Below are 21,196 nucleotides of genomic sequence, written 5' to 3'. Positions count from 1 at the left end.
AGATGCCCCTGAGTCTCACTTCGTTTTTCTCTTCGCCAATGACATTCAACGCTTCGCTGTCCCGTGCCGCCGTCGCCGCGGCGCTCGTCGCTTGCGGCTCGCTCGCAACGCTTCCCGCACGTGCTCAACAGATTCCGCCGCCGCCGATGACGGCCAAGGCGTGGACGATCGTCGACGTCACCAGCGGTCAGGTGCTCGCCGCCGGCGATCCGGACGCACGCGTGGAGCCCGCCTCGCTCACGAAGATCATGACCTCGTACCTGATCTTCGAAGCGCTGCGCGACAAGCGCATCTCGATGGAGCAGACCGTCATCCCGGGCGAGTCGGTTCGCAAGGTGGGCCGAGACGAATCGCGCACGTTCATCGAAGCGGGCAAGCCGGTCACCGTGCACGACCTCGTGTATGGCATGATCATCCAATCGGGCAACGACGCGTCCATCGCCCTCGCCGAACTCGTCGGCGGCTCGCAAGCCGGTTTCGTCGAACTGATGAACCGTGCGGCCCAGCGCATGGGGCTGAAGAACACGCACTACACGAACGTCGACGGACTGACCGACCCGCAGCACTACACCACGGTCGCCGACATCGCCAGGCTCTCGACGCTGATGATTCAGGACTTCCCCGAGTACTACAAGATCTACTCGGAGAAGAGCTTCACGTACAACAACATCCGCCAGCCGAACCGCAACCGCCTGCTGTATCTCGATCCGACGGTCGACGGCCTGAAGACCGGCCACACGAAGGAAGCGGGCTACTGCCTGGTGTCGACGGCCTCGCGTCCGCTGCCGGGCGCCCCGGGCGTGAACCGCCGTGTGCTCTCGGTGGTGGTGGGCGAGCCCACCGAGCGCGCCCGCGTGCAGGACAGCCTCTCGGCGCTGAACTACGGCTACCAGAACTTCGACACGCTGCGCGTGTACGGCGCCAATCAGGTCGTGGCCACGCCCAAGGTGTGGAAGGGCAAGGAAAGCGAGCTGAAGATCGGCGTGAAGAAGGACACCTTCATCACCGTGCCCAAGGGCATGGCCGACAAGATCAAGCCGCAGCTCGAACTGCGCGAACCGCTGATCGCCCCGATCGCCAACGGCGCGCAGGTCGGTACGGTCAAGGTGATGGCCGACGGCAAGCAACTGGCCGAGTTCCCGGTCGTCGCGCTGGCCGACGTGCCGCAGGCGAGCTTCATCGGCCGCGCCTGGGACGCGCTGCGCCTGATGTTCGTGAAGAAGTAACGCCGGCCGGCGACGTTCCCGCTTCGGCGGGACGCGCGCTCGCAAAGCGCGTAGCATGGCCGAACCTGCCGGCGGGGCTCGCATGCGAGCCCGCCGGGGCAAGGCGCGCTCCCGTGGGGCGCGTTTTTTCCTTTCGTCGTGCGCTCGACGCGCACCTTGCAAACATGGACAACCCCACTGTCTGGCTCAATGGCGAATTGATTCCGCTCAGCGACGCGAAGATCTCCGTTCTCGATCGCGGTTTTCTCTTTGGCGACGGCGTCTACGAAGTCGTGCCGGTCTATCGCGGCAAGCCGTTCCGTCTGGCACAGCACCTCGACCGGCTGGAGCGAAGCCTCGCGGAGATCCGCATCGCCAATCCGTACACGCGCGCCGAATGGGAAGCGCTTTTCGCGCGCCTGTCGGCGACGTGCACCGCCGATCCGCACAGCGTCTACGTGCAGGTCACGCGCGGCGTGGCGCCGCGCCAGCATACCTTCCCGAAGGGCGTCGCGCCGACCGTGTTCGGCATCGCCACGCCGCTCTCGCTGCCCAACCGCGAGAAGGTCGAGCACGGCGTGGGCGCTGTCACGCACGAAGATCGCCGCTGGCTGAATTGCCACATCAAATCGACCTCGCTTCTGGGCAACGTGCTGATGGCCCAGTACGCGGCCGATCACGACGTGCAGGAGACGATCCAGTTCCGCGACGGCTACCTGAGCGAGGCGTCGTCGAGCAACGTGTGGGTGATCAAGGGCGGTGAAATGTTCGCGCCGCAGCGCGATAATCGGATTTTGGAAGGCATTCGCTACGGCGTGCTGGCCGATCTCGCGCGCGAATGCGGCATTCGCTTCGAGGAGCGCCCGGTTACCGAGGCCGAGGTGCGCAGCGCCGACGAACTGCTCATCACGTCCGCCACGAAGGAAGTGCTCGCCGTTGTCACGCTCGACGGCAAGCCCGTGGGCGACGGCAGGCCGGGCCCCGTCTTTCGGGCGCTGTACGCGGCCTATCAATGCGCCAAGGAGGCCCTATGACGACGGAAAGGAAGGAGAGCCTGCTCGAGTTTCCGTGTGACTTTCCCATCAAGGTAATGGGCGCGACGCAGGACGGTTTTGCCGACGCCATCGTGGCGCTGCTGCGCGAATTCGATTCCGAATTCGATGCGGCGACCGTGGAGATGCGCCCATCGAGCTCGGGCAAATATCTCGGGCTGACCGTTACCGTGCGCGCGCATTCGAAAGCGCATCTCGACGACATCTATCGCGCTCTCACCGGCCATCCGATGGTCAAGGTCGTGCTGTAACGGCAAGATGGCGCCGGCGCATGACGGCCGCGCTTCACGCGTGTGTCGGAGCGCCGTCGTCGTCGATCGGCGCGACCGGATCGAGCCCCAGCTGAGCGTCCGTGGCCATCTCGCCGGCAGTCGCGGCCATGCCCGCGGCGAGCGCTGCAGGGCTCGGGCGAGTCGGGCGCCGCTGCATGTGCTTGACCGACTCGAATGCCGCCAGCTCTTCCAGAAACCATGTCCTGAACGCCTGCAAGCGCTGCGTCTCGAGCACGCCCGGCGGGCACACGAAGTAATAGTCCCATTCGCAGGGCGTGTCGACGTCGGAGAGCCGCACGAGGCGCCCGGCCATGATGTCGCCCACCGCGAGCGAGCGCCGCACGAGCGCCACCCCCTGGCCGACGATGGCCGCTTGCGAAAGCATGCCGGAATCCTGGTACATCATGCCCTGCGACGGTTCGGGCAGATCGAACCCGGCAGCCGCGAACCATGGGGCCCACGGTTCGCCCTCCGAACGCAGCAGCGTGCTGCGACGAAATTCCTCGGCGGTTCTCGGTAGCCGTCCGTTGTTGTACGTGGGGCTGCAGGCGGGGAAGAAAACGTCCTCCAGCACCTTTTCGATGTGCAGGCCGGGCCAGTTTCCCTTGCCCATGCGCAGCGCGACGTCCACGTCGTCACGCTCGAAGTCGACGAGCTCGGCGCTGCAGCGCAATTCCACTTCCAGTTCCGGATGACGATCGATGAAGCGGCCGATGCGCGGCGTGAGCCAGCGGCTCGCGAACGACGGCATTGTCGTGAGCACGAGGCGGCGCTCGCTGCGCGTGCCGGCCTGCAGTTTGCGCGTGGCCTGCGCAATGTCGCCGAGCGCGGCGCGGATCGACAGCGCGTATTGGCGGCCGGTCGGCGTGATGCTGATGCGCTTGCCGTTGCGCGCGAACAGCGTCGTGCCCAGTTCCTGTTCGAGCGCGCGAATCTGGTGGCTGATCGCGCCGTGCGTGACGAACAACTCCTCCGCAGCGCGCGAGAAGCTCTCCAGGCGGGCGGCCGCCTCGAACGCGCGCAAGGCGCTAAGGTTGGGAAGTCTCCGAAGATCCATGTGAGCTTTATTTGCAAAGCCGTGAAAATATGTCGTTTGGTGCGGCGCCTGCCAGTCCCTATGATTCAGTCATTGTCTCGCACTGAGTGGGGGTCGTAAAATGCAAAACAATTTGACAAAGGTTCAGTACTTCTACGGTATTCGTCCGGGCGAAGTCGTCACGCTCGACCTCCACCACGAGCATACGCTGGTCGCACGCGGTGCGGCAGTCTGGGTGACGCGGGCCGGTGATCCGCGCGACTACTGGCTGATGCCGGGGCAGCGCCTTGCCGTCGAGCCGGGACGCCGTTACTGGGTGTCGTCGGACGAGGGCGCCGAGGCGCAGCTCGAGCGCGATGTGGCGCATCGTTTCACACTCGCTCGCGCGCTGCGTCAGTGGCTCGCCGGGCGGCGCGCGGCACGCGAAGCGAACTCGTGCACTGCGGCGGCCTGACGGTACGCCGCTTTGCCGCAGCGGGAACCGCGCGCTCCACGCCTGGTGTCGGCGGGCGGGCGCGTGATGCGTTCCGGCATCGTGGGGGGGCACGCCCGAGGCGCGCTCAAGGGACTGTCAATGTGTCAATGAAATTCACAACAAGGCCCGCAATAATCGCGTCTGAAAAAGCTCGATAACGCGACGAAACCAGAGAAGTCCCCGATGACCCAAGCTTGCCCCCCAGCTTCCCTTCCCGATCCCGCGCCATTGCGCCACACCCAGGCCGAAGAGCGGCTCGGCCGTCTGTTGATGATTGCCGCGATGGTGATCTCCGGCACGATTGGCTACTTCGTGTTGATGTCGGGGCAACCGGCGCTCAACGTGGTCTTCTGGCGCTGCCTGATCGGCGCGGCGAGCCTCTGCGCCTGGTGCGCGTATCGCGGCTACTGGCGCGGCCTGCGCCTGACGCGCTGGCAGGTCGTCAACGTCGTCCTGGGGGCGATCACGCTCGTCTGCAACTGGTATTTCCTGTTCACGGCCTACCGGATGACCTCGGTGGGCATCACCACGGTCGTCTACAACGTGCAGCCGTTCCTGCTGGTGCTCGCGAGCGCGGTCATCACGCGCGAGCGCCCGTCGCTCGTCACGCTCGGCTGTCTGGGCGTGGCGTTTGCCGGGCTGGTCATCCTCGCTGAGCCGGGCGGCGTGCATGGCGAGCGCTATCTGCTCGGCGTCGCGAGCGCGCTCGCGGCCGCATCGCTGTATGCCGCAACCACGCTTTTCACGAAGAAACTCGCGGGCACGCTTTGGCCAGAGATCATTGCCGCGCTGCACATGATCATTGGCGCGGTGGTGTTCGTGTGGATGGCGGATTTTGGCCGACTGCCCACGACCCCGCACGAGGTCGGCGCCATCGTCACGCTGGGGTTGTTCCATACGACGTTCATGTATCTGCTGCTGTATGGCGCGTTCCAGAAAGCGTCCACGTCGAGCCTTGCCGTGTTCGGTTTCGTCTATCCCGTGGTGGCGGTCGCCGTCGATTTCCTGGCCTTTGGCATTGTGCTGCACCCGACGCAATGGCTCGGCGCCGCGATGATCCTTGCGGCCGCCGGCGGGTACGCCAGGGGGCTCGGCGCCGGGGCCGCCAAGCCGGTCACGCCCACCGACCCCACTCGCCGCGCCTGACGCCAAACTATCCCATGATGGGATGATTGCGATCCGGCGGCGCGCGCGTCGTGCGCCGCCCGGGCACGCGGGCGTCAGCAAGACTGCGCGGCTTTCGTTAAAATCGCGCTCATGACCTCCCCGATCGAAGTGTGCTGGCGCGGCACCGAAGACTACGCCACATCGTTCGACGCCATGCGCGCGTACACCGATGCGCGTGGCCCGCACGCCCCGGATCAGCTCTGGATCGTCCAGCATCCGCCCGTCTATACGCTGGGATTGGCCGGCGATCCCGCCCATCTGCTCGTAGCCGACACCGGCATTCCGCTTGTCAAGGTCGATCGCGGCGGCCAGATCACGTATCACGGCCCCGGCCAGGTGTTGATCTATCTGCTCGTGGACCTGCGCCGCCGCAAGCTTGGCGTGCGCGAAATGGTGCGGCTGATCGAGCAGGCGGTGATCGACACCCTTGGAGCGTATAATCTCGACGTTGAGCGCCGAGCCGGCGCGCCGGGCATCTATGTGAGTCCGGGCGGCCCCGCCGCGGCGCATGCCGGCGCGAAGATTGCCGCGCTCGGATTGAAGATCCGCAACGGATGCAGCTATCACGGCGTATCGCTGAACGTCGCCATGGATCTGCGGCCGTTCGACTGGATCAATCCGTGCGGCTACGCCGGCCTGCAAACCATAGACATGGCCACGCTCGGCGTGGCCGCCCGCTGGGACGAAGTGGCCGCGCGACTGGCGCAGCAACTCGGCCGTCACCTCGAACAGCACACCGCGTCGGCACACGCCGCGCCTTCGACCCATACGGCTGATGCGGCCAACGCCGCTGCCTGAACGGACGCCTGGAAAGCCCCATCATGACCACCACCGTGACCCAGAACGACACCGCGAGCAAGGAAGTTCGCACGATCGACGGCGACTACGACGCCACCGCCAAGCAAAAGTCGCAGGCCAAGACCGCGCGTATTCCGATCAAGATCGTGCCGGTCGAGCGTTTGAAGAAGCCGGACTGGATCCGCGTGAAGGCAGCCACCCATACGTCGCGCTTCTACGAAATCAAGCAGATCCTGCGCGAGCACAACCTGCACACGGTGTGCGAAGAGGCGAGCTGCCCGAACATCGGCGAGTGCTTCGGCAAGGGCACGGCGACCTTCATGATCATGGGCGACAAGTGCACGCGGCGCTGCCCGTTCTGCGACGTGGGGCACGGCCGCCCGGATCCGCTCGACGCGAACGAGCCGCTCAATCTCGCGAAGACCATCGCGGCAATGCGCCTGAAGTACGTGGTGATCACGAGCGTGGATCGCGACGACCTGCGTGACGGCGGCGCCCAGCACTTCGTCGATTGCATTCGCCATGTGCGCGAGCTTTCCCCGCAGACCCGCATCGAGATCCTCACGCCGGATTTCCGCGCGCGCCTGGATCGCGCCCTCGGCATCCTGAACGCCGCCCCGCCGGACGTGATGAACCACAACCTCGAGACGGTGCCGCGTCTGTACAAGGAAGCGCGCCCGGGCTCGGACTACCAGCACTCGCTCACGCTGCTCAAGGAATTCAAGGCGAAGCACCCGGACGTCGCCACCAAATCGGGCCTGATGGTCGGTCTGGGCGAGACGGACGAGGAAATTCTGCAGGTCATGCGCGATCTGCGCGCACACAACGTCGACATGCTCACCATCGGCCAGTATCTGCAGCCCTCGGAGCACCATCTGCCGGTGCGCCGCTACGTGACGCCGGAGACGTTCAAGATGTTCGAAGCACAAGCCTACGAGATGGGCTTCACGCACGCCGCCGTGGGCGCGATGGTGCGCTCGAGCTATCACGCCGACGTGCAGGCGCACGAAGCGGGTGTGGCCGACGCGATCTGAGCGCAGGCGCCCCGGGCGCCGGAGAACGACAAGGCGCGGGCCGTCGAAAGACGGTCCGCGTTTTTGTTTGTGAGAACGCATCAGCAAACGCGACGCGTGGCCGCCGCTGCGGCGATCGCCGCCCGGAAACCATTACGAGTCATCACAGCCGGTGCGCCGGGTTCGTTGCGCGAGACGCCTTTGTGCTCCCGCATGCGGGCGGCAAGTGCTGATAAACGCGCCGGCAACTTCATGCATCTTCGCCTAACTTCGTCACACCGTCGCCGAGCGCGGCGTCGTGCGCCGGGAAATATGTTGTAACACGCCTCGCCTTGTCGGCGCCGAACCGTTGTTTCAGAATATTGAAACCCTGTTTTGCTGTTCAAAACGGAGGGCTTGCCAACGGCGAGCGAGAGTGCCGGAAGCGCGTGAGGAGACTGCATGTCCCGCCAGGTCACCGAGGGCCGATTTTTTGTGGAAGGGCCACAAGAGGGCAGGGGTGGCTCGGGCAGACGTTTGCCCCTGGTGATCGACGTGCCCCACAGCGGCCACGTGCTCCCGCCGGATTTCGACACCATTGCGCCCACGGCGGCGATTCTCGCGTGCGGCGACGCTTATGTCGACGAACTCTGGCTCGCGGCCACGCACCACGGCGCGACGCTCATCGCCGCGCTCTTCCCGCGCGCTTACATCGATCCGAATCGTGCCGTGTACGACATCGATCCCGAGCTGCTCGCGAGCCTGTGGCCGCACGATGCGCGCCCGCAGGCGTACAGCGAGCGTGGCGTGGGACTGCTGCATCGCTTTGCGGCGCCCAATGTGCCGCTCTACGACCGGCGTCTCACGGTCGCCGAAGTCGAGCGGCGCATTCACGACTACTACCTGCCATACCGCCAGGCGCTGCGCGATGCGCTCGACACCGCGTGGCGGCGGCACGGCGCGGTCTGGCATCTGGACTGCCATTCGATGCGCGCGCGCGGCGGCGCGCTCGATCCGGATGCCGGCATGCCGCGCCCGGACGCGATCGTGAGCGACGCCGACGGCACGAGCGCGGATCCGGCGTTCTCGCGCTGGATCATCGCGGAGCTCACGCGGCTGGGGTTTCGCGTGGCCTACAACACGCCGTATCGCGGCGGCGACATCGTGCGCCACTTCGGACGGCCTGCGCAGCGGCGCCACAGCGTACAGATCGAGCTGAACCAGGCGCTTTACCTGAATGAGGCGCGCGGCGAAAAGCATGACGGCTTCTCGACGCTGCAATCGCAACTGGGGCAATTCGCGGCGGCGCTCGCCGCCTATGCCGAACAACATAGCGAGGAAGTTTGATGGACTACACAGTCGCTTCGGTCGACACGGCACTTACGCTGCTGTCGCTGGTCGGGGAGTGCCCCGGCCTGGGCGTGACGGAACTGGCGCAGCGCGCGGGCCTGAACAAGTCGCGTGCGTTTCGTCTGCTGGCCACGCTCGAGCGACACCGCTGGGTGGTGCGCGAAGGCAGTCCGGTGACCTACGTGCTCGGCGCCCAGGCGCTGGTGCTCGGCGTGGCCGGCCACGAGCAGGTCAATCTCGTGAAGGTGGCGCATCGCCATCTCCAGGCGCTCAACCGCGCGCTCAACGAGAACATTCAACTTCGCGTGCGCGACGGCCTCGAGTCGCTGTGCGTGGCGCGCGTCGAATCCACGCACGAGTTGCGCGTGCACGGCGTGGTCGGCAACCGTCGGCCGCTGTACGTGGGCGCGTCGGGCCGCGTGCTGCTCGCATTCGCCTCGGACGACGTGCGTGCGCAAGTGCTGGGCCGCCCCCGCAAGCGCTTTACCGCCGGCACGCTCATCGAGCGCGACGAACTCGCCGCCGAATTGCTCAACGTGCGCCGCCAGGACGTTGCGGTGAGCTTTGGCGAACTGGCGCCGGAAGCCGTCTCGGTCGCCGTGCCGGTGCGCGACGCCTCGGGCGAGGTGATCGCATCGCTCTCGGCGTCGGGGCCGTCATCGCGCATGACACGCGCGCTGTTGCCCGACATCTCGTCGCGGCTGTCGGCGTGCGCGGCCGAGATCTCGGCTGCGCTGGGCTACCAGCCGCCCGTGCCCGAGGCGCTGTCCGCCTGAGGTCATGCTGGCCGGTGCCGGCGGCATCGGCCAATGGCTTTCGCCTCACGCGTCGGTGCCGGGTCGGCGCAACAACGCCTGTCCCTGCACTCTCGAGCCTCCACCGCCCGCGCCCCTCAATCCGCGACCCGCGGAACCCCTGCAGTCGGCGTATCCAGTCCCCAGCCTCGGCTGCCCGGCGACCCCGTCGCCCACCTCGCCGTTGTCCGGGACTCGCAGGTTTTCTGGAATTCCAGAAAGATCGTGCGAGAGTTTTCCGGAATTCCGTATACCCGACTATCGGGTTTTCCTCAATTTCACTTAATAAAATCAAGGACTTGTTCGTCTGGCATAAGTATTGCTTTCTAACGCGCGTGCTACCGCGGCGTCTGAAAATCCGACGTTTCCGAGATTTCCGACGTTTCCGGCGGGCCATTCCAATAAGAGAGAAAGGAGACCTTATGTTCAAGCAATGCCTTGCCGCCGCAGCGCTGTGTGCGGCTTCGCTGCACGCGTTTGCCGACGACCTCGTGCGTCTGGGGAATCTGAAGTTCGCGCACTACGGCGCGGTCTCGTACATGAAGGTGATCGGGCCGAAGTACGGCCTGAAGATCGAAGAGCGGATGTTCGCCAAGGGCGTGGACATCATGCCGGCGATCGTAGCCGGCCAGATCGACGTGTCGGCCAGCGCGCTCGACGCCGCCATCGCGGGGCGCGCGCAGGGCGCGCCGATCTACGCCGTGGCCGGGTTTGCCAAGGGCGGCGTGCGTCTTGTCGCGAAGAAAGGGCTGCCGATCGTGAAGGTCGCCGACCTCAAGGGCAAGAAGGTGGGCGTGGCCCGTGGCGGCGCGCAGGAGCTCATTCTCTACGCTGAGCTGGCCAAGGCCGGCCTGACGTGGTCGGACCAGCCGGGCAAGGACGTGCAGATCATGTTCATGGCCTTCGCCGATCTGAACCAGGCGCTCGCCGCCGGCAGCATCGACGCGATGTGCCAGTCGGAGCCGCAGGCCTCGCAGGCCATCAACAAGGGTTTCGGCGTGGAAGTGCTCAAGCCCTACGACACCCCGATCGGCGAGCCGGTGCGCGCGCTCGTGATCACCGAGAAGCTCTACAAGGAGAAGCCGGACGTGGCGCAGCGCCTGATGTACGCGTTCGTCGAAGCGACCGACTACTTCATCAAGAACCCGCAGGCGGCCGAGAAGTACGTGCGTGAGGACATGTTCAAGAACCAGATCACCACGCAGGATTTCACCGACGCGATCGGCAACTCGCCGTACAGCTACGACCTGAGCACCTCGCACGTGCAGCTCACGACCGACCTCATGAAGAAGTATGGCGTGGGCAAGCTGCAGGACCCGGTGCCGAAGGCCGACGACTGGGTCAAGCTCGACCTGCTCGCCAAGGCCAAGACCAAGCTGAACGTCAAGTAAGCGGGGCATCCGGATGGCCGCAGTGCTCGCTTCTTCCGGCACGCGCTCCTCGCGCGTGCTGCGCGGCGTGTTGATTCCGCTCGCGGTCGTGGCGATCTGGCAGATCGTCACGGGCCTCGGGTGGATCAACCCGATCATTCTTCCGTCGCCGCTCGCCGTCATCACCAAGTGGTGGCAGTACCTCAAGCCGACGGCCGCCATGGCCGACGGCTTCGGCGCGTGGCTGCATTCGAGCGAACTGCTCACCGACGCGGCCAACAGCCTCTATCGCGTGATCATGGGCTTTCTCGTCGGCACCGTCATCGCGCTGCCGCTCGGCCTGCTCATGGGCACCAGCACGCGCGTCTACGGGCTCTTCAACCCGCTGGTGCAGGTCGTGCGCCCGATCCCGCCGATCGCCTACATTCCGCTCGCCATCCTGTGGTTCGGGCTGGGCAACCCGCCGGCGTTCTTCCTTATCGCGCTCGGGGCGTTCTTTCCCGTGCTGATGAACACCATCGCCGGCGTGCGCCACGTCGACGGCATCTACCTGCGCGCGGCGCGCAACCTCGGCGCGAGCCAGTTCACGATCTTTCGCCGCGTGATCATGCCGGCCGCCACGCCCTACATCCTCTCGGGCATCCGGATCGGCATCGGCACGGCGTTCATCGTCGTGATCGTGGCCGAGATGATTGCCGTGAACAATGGCCTGGGCTACCGCATTCTGGAAGCGCGCGAGTACATGTGGTCGGACAAGATCATCGCCGGCATGCTGACCATCGGTCTGCTCGGACTGATCATCGACCTGGGCATGGACCGCCTCAACAGCCACCTGCTCAAGTGGCATCGTGGTCTCGAAACGAAGTGAGGCGAACGACATGCTGATCGAAATTCAAAACGTCAACAAACAGTTCGCCATTCCCGGGGGCACGATCGACGCGCTCAAGAACATCGATCTGAACATTCGCACCGGCGAGTTCGTGTGCCTGCTCGGCCCGTCGGGCTGCGGCAAGTCCACGCTGCTCAATGCGCTGGCGGGCTTCGTGCAGCCGAGCTCGGGCGAAATCCGCATCGACGGCCGGGCGGACGCGGCCGCCGAGCCGGGCCCGGATCGCGGCATGGTGTTCCAGGAGTACGCGCTGTTCCCGTGGATGACGGTGGCGCAGAACATTGCGTTCGGCCTGGAAATCAAGGGCATGAAACGCGCGCAGATCAACGAGCGCGTGGATCTGCTGCTCGGCAAGCTCAACCTGCGCGAGTTTCGCGATCGTTTCCCGCGCGACCTCTCGGGCGGCATGCGCCAGCGCGTGGCGATCGCGCGCGTGCTCGCGCTCGACAGCCCGATCATGCTCATGGACGAGCCGTTCGGCGCGCTCGACGCACTCACGCGACGCACGCTGCAGGACGAGTTGCTGCGTATCTGGGAGGAATTCAGGAAGACGATCATTTTCGTCACCCACAGCATCGAGGAGTCGATCTATCTGGCCGACCGGGTCGTCGTGATGACGTACCGGCCGGGCACGGTCAAGCGGGATGTCGCCATCGAACTGCCTCGTCCGCGCGACACGGCCGGCAGCGAATTCAACGAATTGAAGAAGGAGCTGGCCCAGATGGTGATGGAGGAGCAAATGCGCTTTGCGCAAAGCGAGATTCGCGGCGTCACCGCGGATTGACAACGAGGGCGGTGGCTTGCCCCACCGTCTGAAGAGGAAACAACATGCAAACCAAGACCAAGACCCCCTTTTATCGCATTCTGTACGTGCAGGTGCTGATCGCCATCATCATCGGCGTGCTGCTCGGGCACTTCAAGCCCGACCTCGCGGTGCAGATGAAGCCGCTCGGCGATGCGTTCATCAAGCTGATCAAGATGATCATCGGCCCGGTGATCTTCTGTACGGTGGTGACCGGCATCGCCGGCATGGAGGACATGAAGAAGGTCGGCCGCGTCGGCGGCAAGGCGCTCATCTACTTCGAAATCGTGTCGACGCTCGCGCTCATCATCGGTCTGTTCGCGACGCACATCCTGAAGCCGGGCGCCGGCTTCAACGTCGACATCAACTCGCTCGATCCGAAGGCGATCGCCGGCTACGCCGAGAAGGCGGCGCACGGCGATACGTTCGTCGACTTCCTGCTGCACCTGATTCCGAACACGATCACCGACGCGTTCGCCAAGGGTGAGATTCTGCAGATCCTCGTGATCGCCATCCTGTTCGGCGCCGCGCTGAGCGCGATCGGCGATCGCGGCCGCGTGGTGACGAGCTGGATCGACAGCGTCTCGGGCGTGCTCTTTCGCGTGGTGCATATCATCACCAAGGTGGCCCCGCTCGGCGCCTTCGGTGCGATGGCGTTCACGATCGGCAAGTACGGCATTGCCTCGCTCGTGCCACTGGCCAAGCTCATGGGCACGTTCTACCTGACGTCGTTCCTGTTCGTGATCGTCGTGCTTGGGCTCATCGCCAAATTCACCGGTTTCTCGATCTTCCGCTTCCTCGCCTACATCAAGGAAGAGCTGCTGATCGTGCTCGGCACGAGCTCGTCGGAGGCCGCGCTGCCGCATCTGATGGAGAAGATGGAGAAGGCCGGTTGCTCGAAGTCGGTGGTGGGTCTGGTGATCCCGACCGGCTACTCGTTCAACCTCGACGGCACGAACATCTACATGACGATGGCCGTGCTGTTCATCGCGCAGGCGACCAACATCGACCTGACCTGGGGCCAGCAGCTCACGCTGCTCGCCGTGGCGATGCTCACCTCGAAGGGCGCTTCGGGCGTGACCGGCGCGGGCTTCATCACGCTGGCCGCCACGCTGGCCGTGATCCCGACCATTCCGGTAGCCGGGATGGTGCTGATCCTCGGTATCGACCGCTTCATGAGCGAGTGCCGTGCACTCACGAACATCTGCGGCAACGGCGTTGCCACGATCGTCGTGTCGGCCTGGGAAAAGGAGCTGGACCGCAAGAAACTGGCCGAGGCCATGTCGAGCAAGCGGGAACCGGAACTGGCCTGACGGCCCGCGGGACATCGGAGCGGTGTCGTGGCGGGAACGCACGGCGACGCCCGGCCGATGCCCCGGCCCGCCCCGGCGCGTGCGGCACGAAGGCATGTCGCGGCCGCCGGGGCGGGGCGAACGCGCCGGACCCCCGGCGTGTTCGCACGCATTACGTTCGCCACCGGGCGGCGCGGCACAGGCACAATAGCGCCTGAGCTTCGCCGCCCGGTGGCCTTTTGACGTCGTGATGGGTGTTGTGACGCCATGGCCACGCTGCAAGACAACTCGATCCGCCCTCGCCAGCGCGACGCACCGGAAGGTGCTGCGCCCGCCTACGCGAGCGGTGCGGCCCGCCGGCGCGACGGAGTCCCCCTCGATCTCGAAAGGACTTTGCCGATGCGCCGTGGGTCATGGATCGCCGCCATGCTGGTGGCGAGCATCCTGTTTTGCTGGTTGACATACGCCCTGAGCTGGCAGCGCGGTGTGGCCGACCTGCGCGTGAACGCCGGCGCGCGCGTCGAGCGCTACGCGGGCAGCCTGCGCAGCACCGTCGATCGCTACGAATTCCTGCCGTACCTGCTCTCACTGCATCCGTATGTCCATGATCTGCTGCGGCATCCGGCCGATCGCGCCGTCGTGCAGCGGGCCAACGATTATCTGTTCGACGTGAATCAGCGCGCCAAGGCTTCGGCCGCGTATGTCATCGACGCGACCGGGCTTGCGCTGGCCGCCAGCAACTGGCGCGAAAAGGCCACTTTCGTCGGCCAGGAATACCGCTTCCGCCCGTATTTCATCGACGCCATGAAGGGGGCGCTCGGCCGCTTCTACGGCGTGGGAACCACTTCCGGCGAGCCGGGGTATTTCGTCTCGCAGCCGATCGTGGTGGACGGTCAGATTCTCGGGGTGGTGGTCGTCAAACTGAATCTCGAATGGTTCCAGCGCGCGGGCGCGGACGCCTCCGAGCCGGTCGTCGTGGCAGACGATCATGGCGTGGTGTTCCTGTCGTCCGAGCCGCGCTGGCAATATCGCTCGCTCGCGCCGCTCGCGCCCGACGTGAAGGCTGCGCTCGAGAGCACGCGCCAGTACTACAACCAGCACATCACACCGCTCGCCTGGACCGAGGACGAGCGGCTCGACGCCGACGGCGAAGTCGTGACCGTGCGCGACGGACGCGGCGCGGGCAGGACCCGGCGCTTTCTCGCCGTGCAGCGCAAGCTGGGCGAGCCCGACTGGACGCTCATGTACTTCGCGCCGCTCGATCAGGTCATCGCGAACGCGCGCATCGCGGCCGTGGCGGCGGCATGTCTGGCGGCCTTTACGTGCCTGCTCGGCATTGCATGGAACCAGCGTCGACAGCGCGTGCGCGATATGCTCAAGAGCCGCGAACTGCTGCAGGCGGCGTATGCCGAACTGGGCGAGCGCGTGGCCGAGCGCACCGCGGATCTGCAGGCGGCCAACGAGCGTTTGCAAACGGAAGTGCAGGAACGTGCGCGTACCGAGCACGAGCTGCGCGAGACGCAAAGCGAGCTCGTTCAGGCGTCCAAACTCGTGGCGCTCGGCCAGATGGCCGCGGGCATCACGCATGAACTCAATCAGCCGCTCTCGGCGCTGCGCACGTTCTCCGACAATACGCGCGTGCTGCTCGAGCGCGGCGAGTACGCGGCGGCGCGCGAAAATCTCGAAGCGATTGCCTCGCTCACCGACCGCATGGGCAAGATCACCGGCCAGTTGCGGCTCTTTGCGGGACGCTCGCGGCGCGGCGACATGGAGGCGTCGGTGCGACGCGCGCTCGACAATACGACGATGCTGCTGCGCGCACGCCTGGAGGGCATCCAGCTGACGACCACGTTCGCCGACGGCCTGGAAGAGGTGCAGGTCGCCTGCGAAGGGCTGCGGCTCGAACAGGTGCTGATCAACCTGGTCGGCAACGCCATCGACGCGGTCTCGAGCGGCGCCGGCGCGCCGGCGTCGCCGTCGATATGGATCGACGTGGACGCCAGCGAGGCGTGGGTGCGCATCTACGTGCGCGATAACGGGCCGGGCATCGCGCAGGCGCACATGCCGCGCCTGTTCGAGCCGTTTTTCAGTACCAAGGAGGGCGGTCAGGGCATGGGGCTCGGACTGGCCATCTCGTCGTCCATCGCGCAGGAGAACGGCGGGCAACTCGTGGCCCGCAACGTTCCCGGCGGTGGTGCGGAATTTCTCGTGACGCTGCGCCGCGTGCAACACGCCGGCGCGACAATCGCATGATGTACAAGAACCTCCAGATCCTCTTCGTCGAAGACGACGAACTCGTGCGGCGCGCGACGCTGCAAAGCCTGCAACTCGCTGGCCTGGACGCCTTCGGGCTCGCCTCGGCCGAAGCCGCGCGCGAGCGCATCACGCCGGACTTCCCGGGTATCGTCGTGTCCGATATTCGCCTCGTGGGCATGAGCGGGCTGGAACTGCTCGCTCATCTGCGTCAGCATGCGCCGGAGGTGCCCGTCATTCTCGTGACCGGTCACGGCGATATTTCGATGGCCGTGCAGGCGATTCGCGACGGCGCCTACGATTTCATCGAAAAGCCTTTCGCGCCGGATCGCCTGATCGAGTCGGCCAAGCGCGCGCTCGAGACACGTAAGCTCATGCTCGAGAACCAGGCGCTGCGGCGCGAGCTGGCGGAACAGGGCGGACGCGCGTCGCGCATCATTGGCCGCAGCCCGTCGATGGAGACGCTGCGCACGCTCATCGCCAACGTTGCGATGACCGACGCGCCGGTGCTGATCAACGGCGACACCGGCACCGGCAAGGAACTGGTGGCGCGCAGCCTGCATGAGCTCTCGCGCCGCCGCGACGCGCCGTTCGTCGCGCTGAACTGCGGCGCGCTGCCCGAAACGATCTTCGAGAGCGAGATGTTCGGTCACGAAGTCGGCGCGTTCACGGGCGCGGCCAAGCGCCGCATCGGCAAGCTCGAGCATGCCTCGGGCGGGACGCTTTTCCTCGACGAGATCGAGAGCATGCCGGCGGCGCTGCAGGTAAAGCTGCTGCGCGTGTTGCAGGACGGCGTGCTCGAGCGTCTGGGGTCGAACCAGTCGATTCGGGTGGATTGCCGCGTGGTGGCCGCGGCCAAGGGCGACCTGGAGGCGCTGGTGCGCGAGGGCACGTTCCGCCGCGACCTGTATTACCGCCTGAATGTGGTGACGCTCGCCTTGCCGCCGCTGCGTGAGCGTCGCGAGGACATCCTGCCGCTGTTCGAGCATTTCATGCTCGATGCGGCGGTGCGTTACGGGCGTCCGGCGCCGGTGGTGTCCGATCGCCTGCGTCAGGAGCTGATGCAGGCCGACTGGCCGGGCAACGTGCGCGAGCTGCGCAATGCGGCCGACCGTCTGGTGCTCGGGGTGGCGAGTGCGCCCGACGGCGAATCAGTCGCGCCGCTGCCGCTCAAGGAGCAGGTCGAGCGCTTCGAGCGCGCGGTGCTGCAAGAAGCGCTCGAGCACAGCAAGGGCAACGTGGCCGCCACGGCCGAGGCGCTGCACGTGCCCAAGGCTACGCTCTACGAAAAACTCAAGCGCTATGGCTTGCATACGCGAGGGCATGGCGACGGGGCGGAGGGCGGCCGCTGATCGGCGCCCGCGGGAAGCGAGGGGAGCGCGGGAAATGCAGGAAGTGCAGGAAGTGCGGAAAGTGCAGGAAGTGCGGGAGGCGCGTTAGAAGCACGAAGCGCCCCGAAGGGCGCTAATCGAAGGGTACTGATGGTCGGCGCTGACGGGAAGGGCGTCAGGCCTGCTTCGCCAGCGCTTTCTCGATGAGCTTGTCGAGCTCGGCGTACTCCGGCTCGCCGACGTACTGCTTGAGCACCTTGCCGTCGCGATCCACCACGAACGTCGTCGGCGTGAGCTGCACGTTGCCGTACTGCCTGGCGACGCTGCCGTCGGAATCCATCGCGACCCTGAACGGCAGTTGACGCGACTGCGCGTAGTTCATCACGTACATGGGCGGGTCGTAGCTCATTGCGACCGCCACGAATTCCAGGCCCTGCCCCTTGTATTTCTCGTAAGTCTTCACCATCGTCGGCATTTCTTTCATGCACGTGGTGCAGCTCGTCGCCCAGAAGTTGACCAGGTACACCTTGCCCTTCAGATCGGCAGGGGCGAGCTTCTGACCGGAGAGCAGCGTAAATGTCGCCTCGGGGGCGCGTTTCTGTCCGGCGAACGTGAAGTAGGCGGCGACCGCCACGGCCGCAATGATCGCGGCGGCGAGAATCTTGCTCAGAGGCGATTTACGGGAAGTCGATGCGCTCATGACACAGCCGTGAGGGGAGTGTGGTTCAGTTCGTGACGACGATTCTACTCTGAATCTCCGCGCGCGGTGGCGCTGCTCCCGGCGTGCAAACGCGCGCGCCCGCGGGCGATGGCCTCGTCGAGGTATGCGCCGTAAAAATCCGGCAGGCCCGCGCCGATCAAAGGGTCCGCGACGGGGCGCCCGTTGGTATCGAGGAACAAAACCGTCGGTGAAACCTTGACGCCGTGGGCGCGCGCCCAGGCGGCGCCGGTCGTCACGCCGCCGTCGAAGTCGCGCACCGCGGCGCTGCTGTCCATGCCGATCTCGCGCACTTCATACTTGCCGCTACGCACGAGCGGTGCGAGCTCGCGTTGACGGATCGGGCCGCAGTAGACGCAGTCGCGCAGCGAGACGAGCACGATGAGCGGCGCGTCGAGCGCGGACGCGCGGCGGGCGTGCGCCGCAAAGTCTGTGGCGAGCGGGATGGCGGCCTGCCGCCACGCGCCAGTCTTGCGCTCGGCGGGCCCCGAGACGGCGGGCGCGGCCGCGGCAACCGCGGTAAAACCCACGGTCAGGGTTGCGGCAAGGGCAGCGGTAAGGGTGGCAGTGAGGGTGGCAGTGAGGGTGGCAGTAAGGGCGGTAGCAAGGGCGGTAGCAAGGCAGGCCGGGGCCGCGAAGACTGCGGCAAGGCGGGTGATCAGCGCGCGCGTGAGGATGGCAGTCCGGGCCACGCCGAGCGTCGCCGCTGCGGCAAATTTGCCGGCGCGCGGCCATTGGCGCGCCCATCGCCCTCGTGGGCGAAGCGCGATGGCCGCCGGCGGGGGCGACGAGAGGACGGAGGGACGCTTCATCATATGGCGTCGATGATACCGGGAACCGCGTCGGCGCGTTTTCCATGGCGCAACACATGGCGGATAATGATCGCTTCCCTGTTTTCCATTCTTGCCCGTCCATGACTCGCGTTGTCCGTGTCTGCCTCCTGTTTGCCGCGACGCTGGTGCTCGCGGCCTGCTCTCCCCGCTACGACTGGCGCGAGGTGCACGACAAGGACGGCGCCTATGCCGTGACCTATCCGGCGAAACCGACGCAGGAGGCACGCGACGTCAAGTTCGCCTCGGGGCCGCTGCCCATGCGGATGCAAGCGGCGCGCGTCGACGCCGCGCTGTTCGCCGTCGGCGTGGTTACGCTGCCTCACGATGACGCCACGCTGCGCCAGACAGTCCTCGACGAACTGCGGCTCGGCCTGCTCGCCAACGTGAGCGATGCGGCCGCAGCGCCAGCGCAGGTCATGGTGCGCCAGGCCGGCGACGCTCCCGCCGTCCCCGGGCTCGCCGTCTCCGCTCATGGGACCGTGAGCGACAAGACCGAGCGATACGTTGCCGCTCGCTTCGTGGGCCGAGGCAATCACGTCTATCAGGTCGTCGTGCTCGCGACGCAGGCGCCTCCGAAGGATCAGGTCGATCAGTTCCTCGATTCGTTTACGCTGGAGTGACGCGGCTTCGCGCGCGAGCTCTCTCGCGTGCGGCGTAGGTTGGGCATGTCCCGCATGTCGTGGATGTCCGCATGCCACGCGCAGCCGCGGCACCCGCGGCACGCCATCATTTGGCTCCATCATTCGGCCCCATCATTCGGCTCCATCATCGCCCCGGCCATTCGACTCATCACTCTTCTTCATGCCAGCGGGGTCTCCCGATACTGCACGGCTTCGGCGACGTGTTCGGCGCCGATCATGTCGCTGTCGGCAAGATCGGCAACGGTGCGCGCCACGCGCAGCACACGGTGATAGGTTCGCGCCGACCAATGGTGCTGATTGACTGCGACATGCAACATGTCGCGCGCCGCGGCGTGCAACGCGCACGTCGACTCCAGTGCGCGGCTCGCCAAACCGCAATTGAGCCGCCCCTGGCGCGATAGCTGGCGCTCACGCGCGCGCTGCACCCGCTGCGCGATGACATTGCTGCATTCGCCACCGGCCGGCGCCGCAAAGGTCTCGGCCGCCTGAGCCGGCACTTCCACATGCAAGTCGATGCGGTCGAGCAGCGGCCCCGAGAGACGGTTGCGATAGCGCGCCACTGCCTCTCCCGTGCATCGGCAAGTGCGCGACGGATGGCCGAGGTCACCGCAAGGGCACGGATTCATGGCGGCGACCAGCTGGAACGCGGCGGGGAATGTCGCCTGCCCGCCGGCGCGCGAGATCGTGACATGCCCCAGTTCCAGCGGCTCGCGCAGCACTTCAAGCACGCGGCGCTGGAATTCCGGCAGCTCGTCCAGAAACAGCACACCGCGATGCGCGAGACTGATTTCGCCCGGACGCGGTACGGTCCCGCCGCCGACGAGCGCCGCGGCCGACGCCGTATGATGCGGCGCGCGGAACGGGCGCAGCCCCCATTGACGCATATCGAAGCCATGCGGGCTCAGACTCGCCAGTGTGGCGACTTCCACCGCGTGTGCCGGGCTCAGGTCGGGCAACAGGCCGGCGAGCCGCGTGGCGAGCATTGACTTGCCGGTGCCGGGCGGGCCGTAGAACAGCACATGGTGTCCGCCGGCGGCCGCAACTTCCAGCGCCCGTTTGGCGGGCTCCTGCCCCTTGATGTCGAGCATGTCGAGCATGTCGGGCATGTCGGGCATGTCGGATGCCTCGCGCGTTTCTTCCGGCGCTTCGCCGTCGAACGAGCGGGAAGCGCAGGACGAGGATCGCGGGCGGGCGCGTGCCGCATGCGGGGCGGCGGCGCGCGACAGCGGTACGGCAACGTCGGGTTCGGCGAGGTGCGCACATACATCGAGCAGCGTGCGCGCACCATACACCGTTGCGTTCTCCACGAGCGCCGCTTCGCTCGCGCAGGCGAGGGGAAGCACCAGCGCGCGTTCGGACGGTTCGGCTGCGATGGCGGCCGCCATAGCGAGGCCGCCGCGTATGGGACGGAGTTCGCCCGTGAGCGACAACTCGCCCGCGAACTCGTGCTTGCGCAGCCCCGCCTCGGGCAACTGCCCGCTCGCCGCAAGAATGCCGAGCGCAATGGGCAGATCGAAGCACCCCGACGCCTTTGGCAGGTCGGCCGGCGCCAGATTGATCGTGATGCGCCGTGCAGGAAATTCGAACCGGCTGTTCTGCAGCGCGCAGCGCACGCGTTCCCGGCTTTCCTTCACCTCGGTGTCCGGCAACCCGACGAGCGACAGGCCGGGCAGCCCGTTCGCGAGGTGCACCTCGACGGTAACGGCGCGTGCGCTCACTCCGGTGAGCGCGCGGCTGCTGACGGTGGCCAATGACATGTGATTCCTCCTTCTCGTGCGGCGGCACCTGGCGGGGCGTGCTTGCGATTTATCTTCGTCGCGGCAGACGCTTGTGCGCAACAGCCTATCGGGAGAAACGCGCGAATTTCGGATTCGCGGCGCGGCGTTTTCGGCGTCGTCCGCCCGGGCCTAAGCAGATTCCGATGGG

At 66.3% G+C, this 21,196-nt stretch carries 20 protein-coding genes; 16 read left to right on the top strand and 4 right to left on the bottom strand.

The features are described from left to right. Positions 1-2 precede the first annotated feature (2 nt). The 3 genes from PNO31109_RS01880 to PNO31109_RS01870 all read left to right on the top strand — a co-directional run bounded on the left by PNO31109_RS01880 (position 3) and on the right by PNO31109_RS01870 (position 2,508). Positions 3-1,226: a D-alanyl-D-alanine carboxypeptidase family protein gene (locus PNO31109_RS01880; RefSeq protein ID WP_370749634.1), complete on the top strand. Its 1,224-nt coding sequence runs from the start codon at positions 3-5 to the stop codon at positions 1,224-1,226. 164 nt (positions 1,227-1,390) lie between these two features. Continuing rightward, the gene (locus PNO31109_RS01875; RefSeq protein WP_150553925.1) at positions 1,391-2,239 is read left to right on the top strand and encodes a D-amino acid aminotransferase; all 849 of its coding nucleotides are present in this window, start codon (positions 1,391-1,393) and stop codon (positions 2,237-2,239) included. Beyond that, positions 2,236-2,508, top strand: coding sequence for a DUF493 family protein (locus PNO31109_RS01870; protein WP_150553924.1), 273 nt, complete (start codon positions 2,236-2,238; stop codon positions 2,506-2,508). The genes PNO31109_RS01875 and PNO31109_RS01870 overlap by 4 nt, the downstream gene beginning before the upstream one ends. 34 nt (positions 2,509-2,542) lie before the next feature. Here the strand turns inward: PNO31109_RS01870 and PNO31109_RS01865 are convergent, their stop codons facing one another. After that, positions 2,543-3,586, bottom strand: a complete 1,044-nt coding sequence (locus tag PNO31109_RS01865; protein ID WP_150553923.1) for a transcriptional regulator GcvA — start codon at positions 3,584-3,586, stop codon at positions 2,543-2,545. A 112-nt stretch (positions 3,587-3,698) separates the two neighbouring features. Between PNO31109_RS01865 and PNO31109_RS01860 the strand changes: the two genes are divergently transcribed. From PNO31109_RS01860 to PNO31109_RS01805, 12 genes are all read left to right on the top strand, one after another. Next, positions 3,699-4,019 carry a DUF2917 domain-containing protein gene (locus PNO31109_RS01860; RefSeq protein WP_174966234.1) on the top strand — a complete coding sequence of 107 codons (321 nt, stop codon included), beginning with the start codon at positions 3,699-3,701 and terminating at the stop codon, positions 4,017-4,019. Positions 4,020-4,223: 204 nt separating this feature from the next. Further along, positions 4,224-5,186: a DMT family transporter gene (locus tag PNO31109_RS01855; protein ID WP_150553921.1), complete on the top strand. Its 963-nt coding sequence runs from the start codon at positions 4,224-4,226 to the stop codon at positions 5,184-5,186. A gap of 111 nt (positions 5,187-5,297) precedes the next feature. Next, on the top strand, positions 5,298-6,005 hold the full coding sequence (lipB, locus tag PNO31109_RS01850; RefSeq protein ID WP_150553920.1) for a lipoyl(octanoyl) transferase LipB: 708 nt from the start codon (positions 5,298-5,300) through the stop codon (positions 6,003-6,005). Between the two features lie 23 nt (positions 6,006-6,028). Beyond that, on the top strand, positions 6,029-7,039 hold the full coding sequence (gene lipA / locus PNO31109_RS01845) for a lipoyl synthase (RefSeq protein WP_241013712.1): 1,011 nt from the start codon (positions 6,029-6,031) through the stop codon (positions 7,037-7,039). 420 nt (positions 7,040-7,459) lie between these two features. Then, the gene (locus PNO31109_RS01840; protein WP_150553919.1) at positions 7,460-8,344 is read left to right on the top strand and encodes an N-formylglutamate amidohydrolase; all 885 of its coding nucleotides are present in this window, start codon (positions 7,460-7,462) and stop codon (positions 8,342-8,344) included. Beyond that, the gene (locus PNO31109_RS01835; protein WP_150553918.1) at positions 8,344-9,123 is read left to right on the top strand and encodes an IclR family transcriptional regulator; all 780 of its coding nucleotides are present in this window, start codon (positions 8,344-8,346) and stop codon (positions 9,121-9,123) included. The genes PNO31109_RS01840 and PNO31109_RS01835 overlap by 1 nt, the downstream gene beginning before the upstream one ends. Before the next feature lie 440 nt (positions 9,124-9,563). Next, positions 9,564-10,532: an ABC transporter substrate-binding protein gene (locus PNO31109_RS01830; RefSeq protein ID WP_150553917.1), complete on the top strand. Its 969-nt coding sequence runs from the start codon at positions 9,564-9,566 to the stop codon at positions 10,530-10,532. A gap of 13 nt (positions 10,533-10,545) precedes the next feature. Then, positions 10,546-11,379: an ABC transporter permease gene (locus PNO31109_RS01825; protein ID WP_150553916.1), complete on the top strand. Its 834-nt coding sequence runs from the start codon at positions 10,546-10,548 to the stop codon at positions 11,377-11,379. A gap of 10 nt (positions 11,380-11,389) precedes the next feature. Then, positions 11,390-12,184 (top strand): ABC transporter ATP-binding protein, encoded by a 795-nt coding sequence (locus PNO31109_RS01820; protein WP_150553915.1) that lies wholly within the window; start codon positions 11,390-11,392, stop codon positions 12,182-12,184. Positions 12,185-12,228: 44 nt separating this feature from the next. Then, entirely contained in the window at positions 12,229-13,515 is a 1,287-nt protein-coding gene (locus PNO31109_RS01815) for a dicarboxylate/amino acid:cation symporter (protein WP_150553914.1), read from the top strand. A 246-nt stretch (positions 13,516-13,761) separates the two neighbouring features. Further along, complete coding sequence (locus tag PNO31109_RS01810) at positions 13,762-15,747, top strand: sensor histidine kinase (RefSeq protein ID WP_150553913.1); 1,986 nt, start codon at positions 13,762-13,764, stop codon at positions 15,745-15,747. Further along, positions 15,747-17,099 (top strand): sigma-54-dependent transcriptional regulator, encoded by a 1,353-nt coding sequence (locus tag PNO31109_RS01805; RefSeq protein WP_150554162.1) that lies wholly within the window; start codon positions 15,747-15,749, stop codon positions 17,097-17,099. Before PNO31109_RS01810 ends, PNO31109_RS01805 begins: the two co-directional genes overlap by 1 nt. A 154-nt stretch (positions 17,100-17,253) precedes the next feature. Here PNO31109_RS01805 and PNO31109_RS01800 read toward each other — a convergent pair whose 3' ends face one another. Together PNO31109_RS01800 and PNO31109_RS01795 are read right to left on the bottom strand one after the other, a co-directional pair. Further along, entirely contained in the window at positions 17,254-17,778 is a 525-nt protein-coding gene (locus PNO31109_RS01800; RefSeq protein WP_150553912.1) for a TlpA family protein disulfide reductase, read from the bottom strand. 44 nt (positions 17,779-17,822) lie between these two features. Continuing rightward, positions 17,823-18,488, bottom strand: a complete 666-nt coding sequence (locus PNO31109_RS01795; RefSeq protein WP_150553911.1) for a thioredoxin domain-containing protein — start codon at positions 18,486-18,488, stop codon at positions 17,823-17,825. Positions 18,489-18,709: 221 nt separating this feature from the next. Here PNO31109_RS01795 and PNO31109_RS01790 point away from each other — a divergent pair, with 221 nt between their 5' ends. Continuing rightward, complete coding sequence (locus PNO31109_RS01790) at positions 18,710-19,249, top strand: hypothetical protein (RefSeq protein WP_150553910.1); 540 nt, start codon at positions 18,710-18,712, stop codon at positions 19,247-19,249. 179 nt (positions 19,250-19,428) lie between these two features. Here PNO31109_RS01790 and PNO31109_RS01785 read toward each other — a convergent pair whose 3' ends face one another. Beyond that, positions 19,429-21,027 carry a YifB family Mg chelatase-like AAA ATPase gene (locus tag PNO31109_RS01785; RefSeq protein WP_150553909.1) on the bottom strand — a complete coding sequence of 533 codons (1,599 nt, stop codon included), beginning with the start codon at positions 21,025-21,027 and terminating at the stop codon, positions 19,429-19,431. Positions 21,028-21,196: the final 169 nt, after the last annotated feature.

It is taken from the genome of Pandoraea nosoerga, assembly GCF_902459585.1.
Taxonomy (GTDB): domain Bacteria; phylum Pseudomonadota; class Gammaproteobacteria; order Burkholderiales; family Burkholderiaceae; genus Pandoraea; species Pandoraea nosoerga.
The sequence above is the reverse complement of the archived record's forward strand: the minus strand, read 5'-3'. Positions and strand labels throughout refer to the sequence as shown.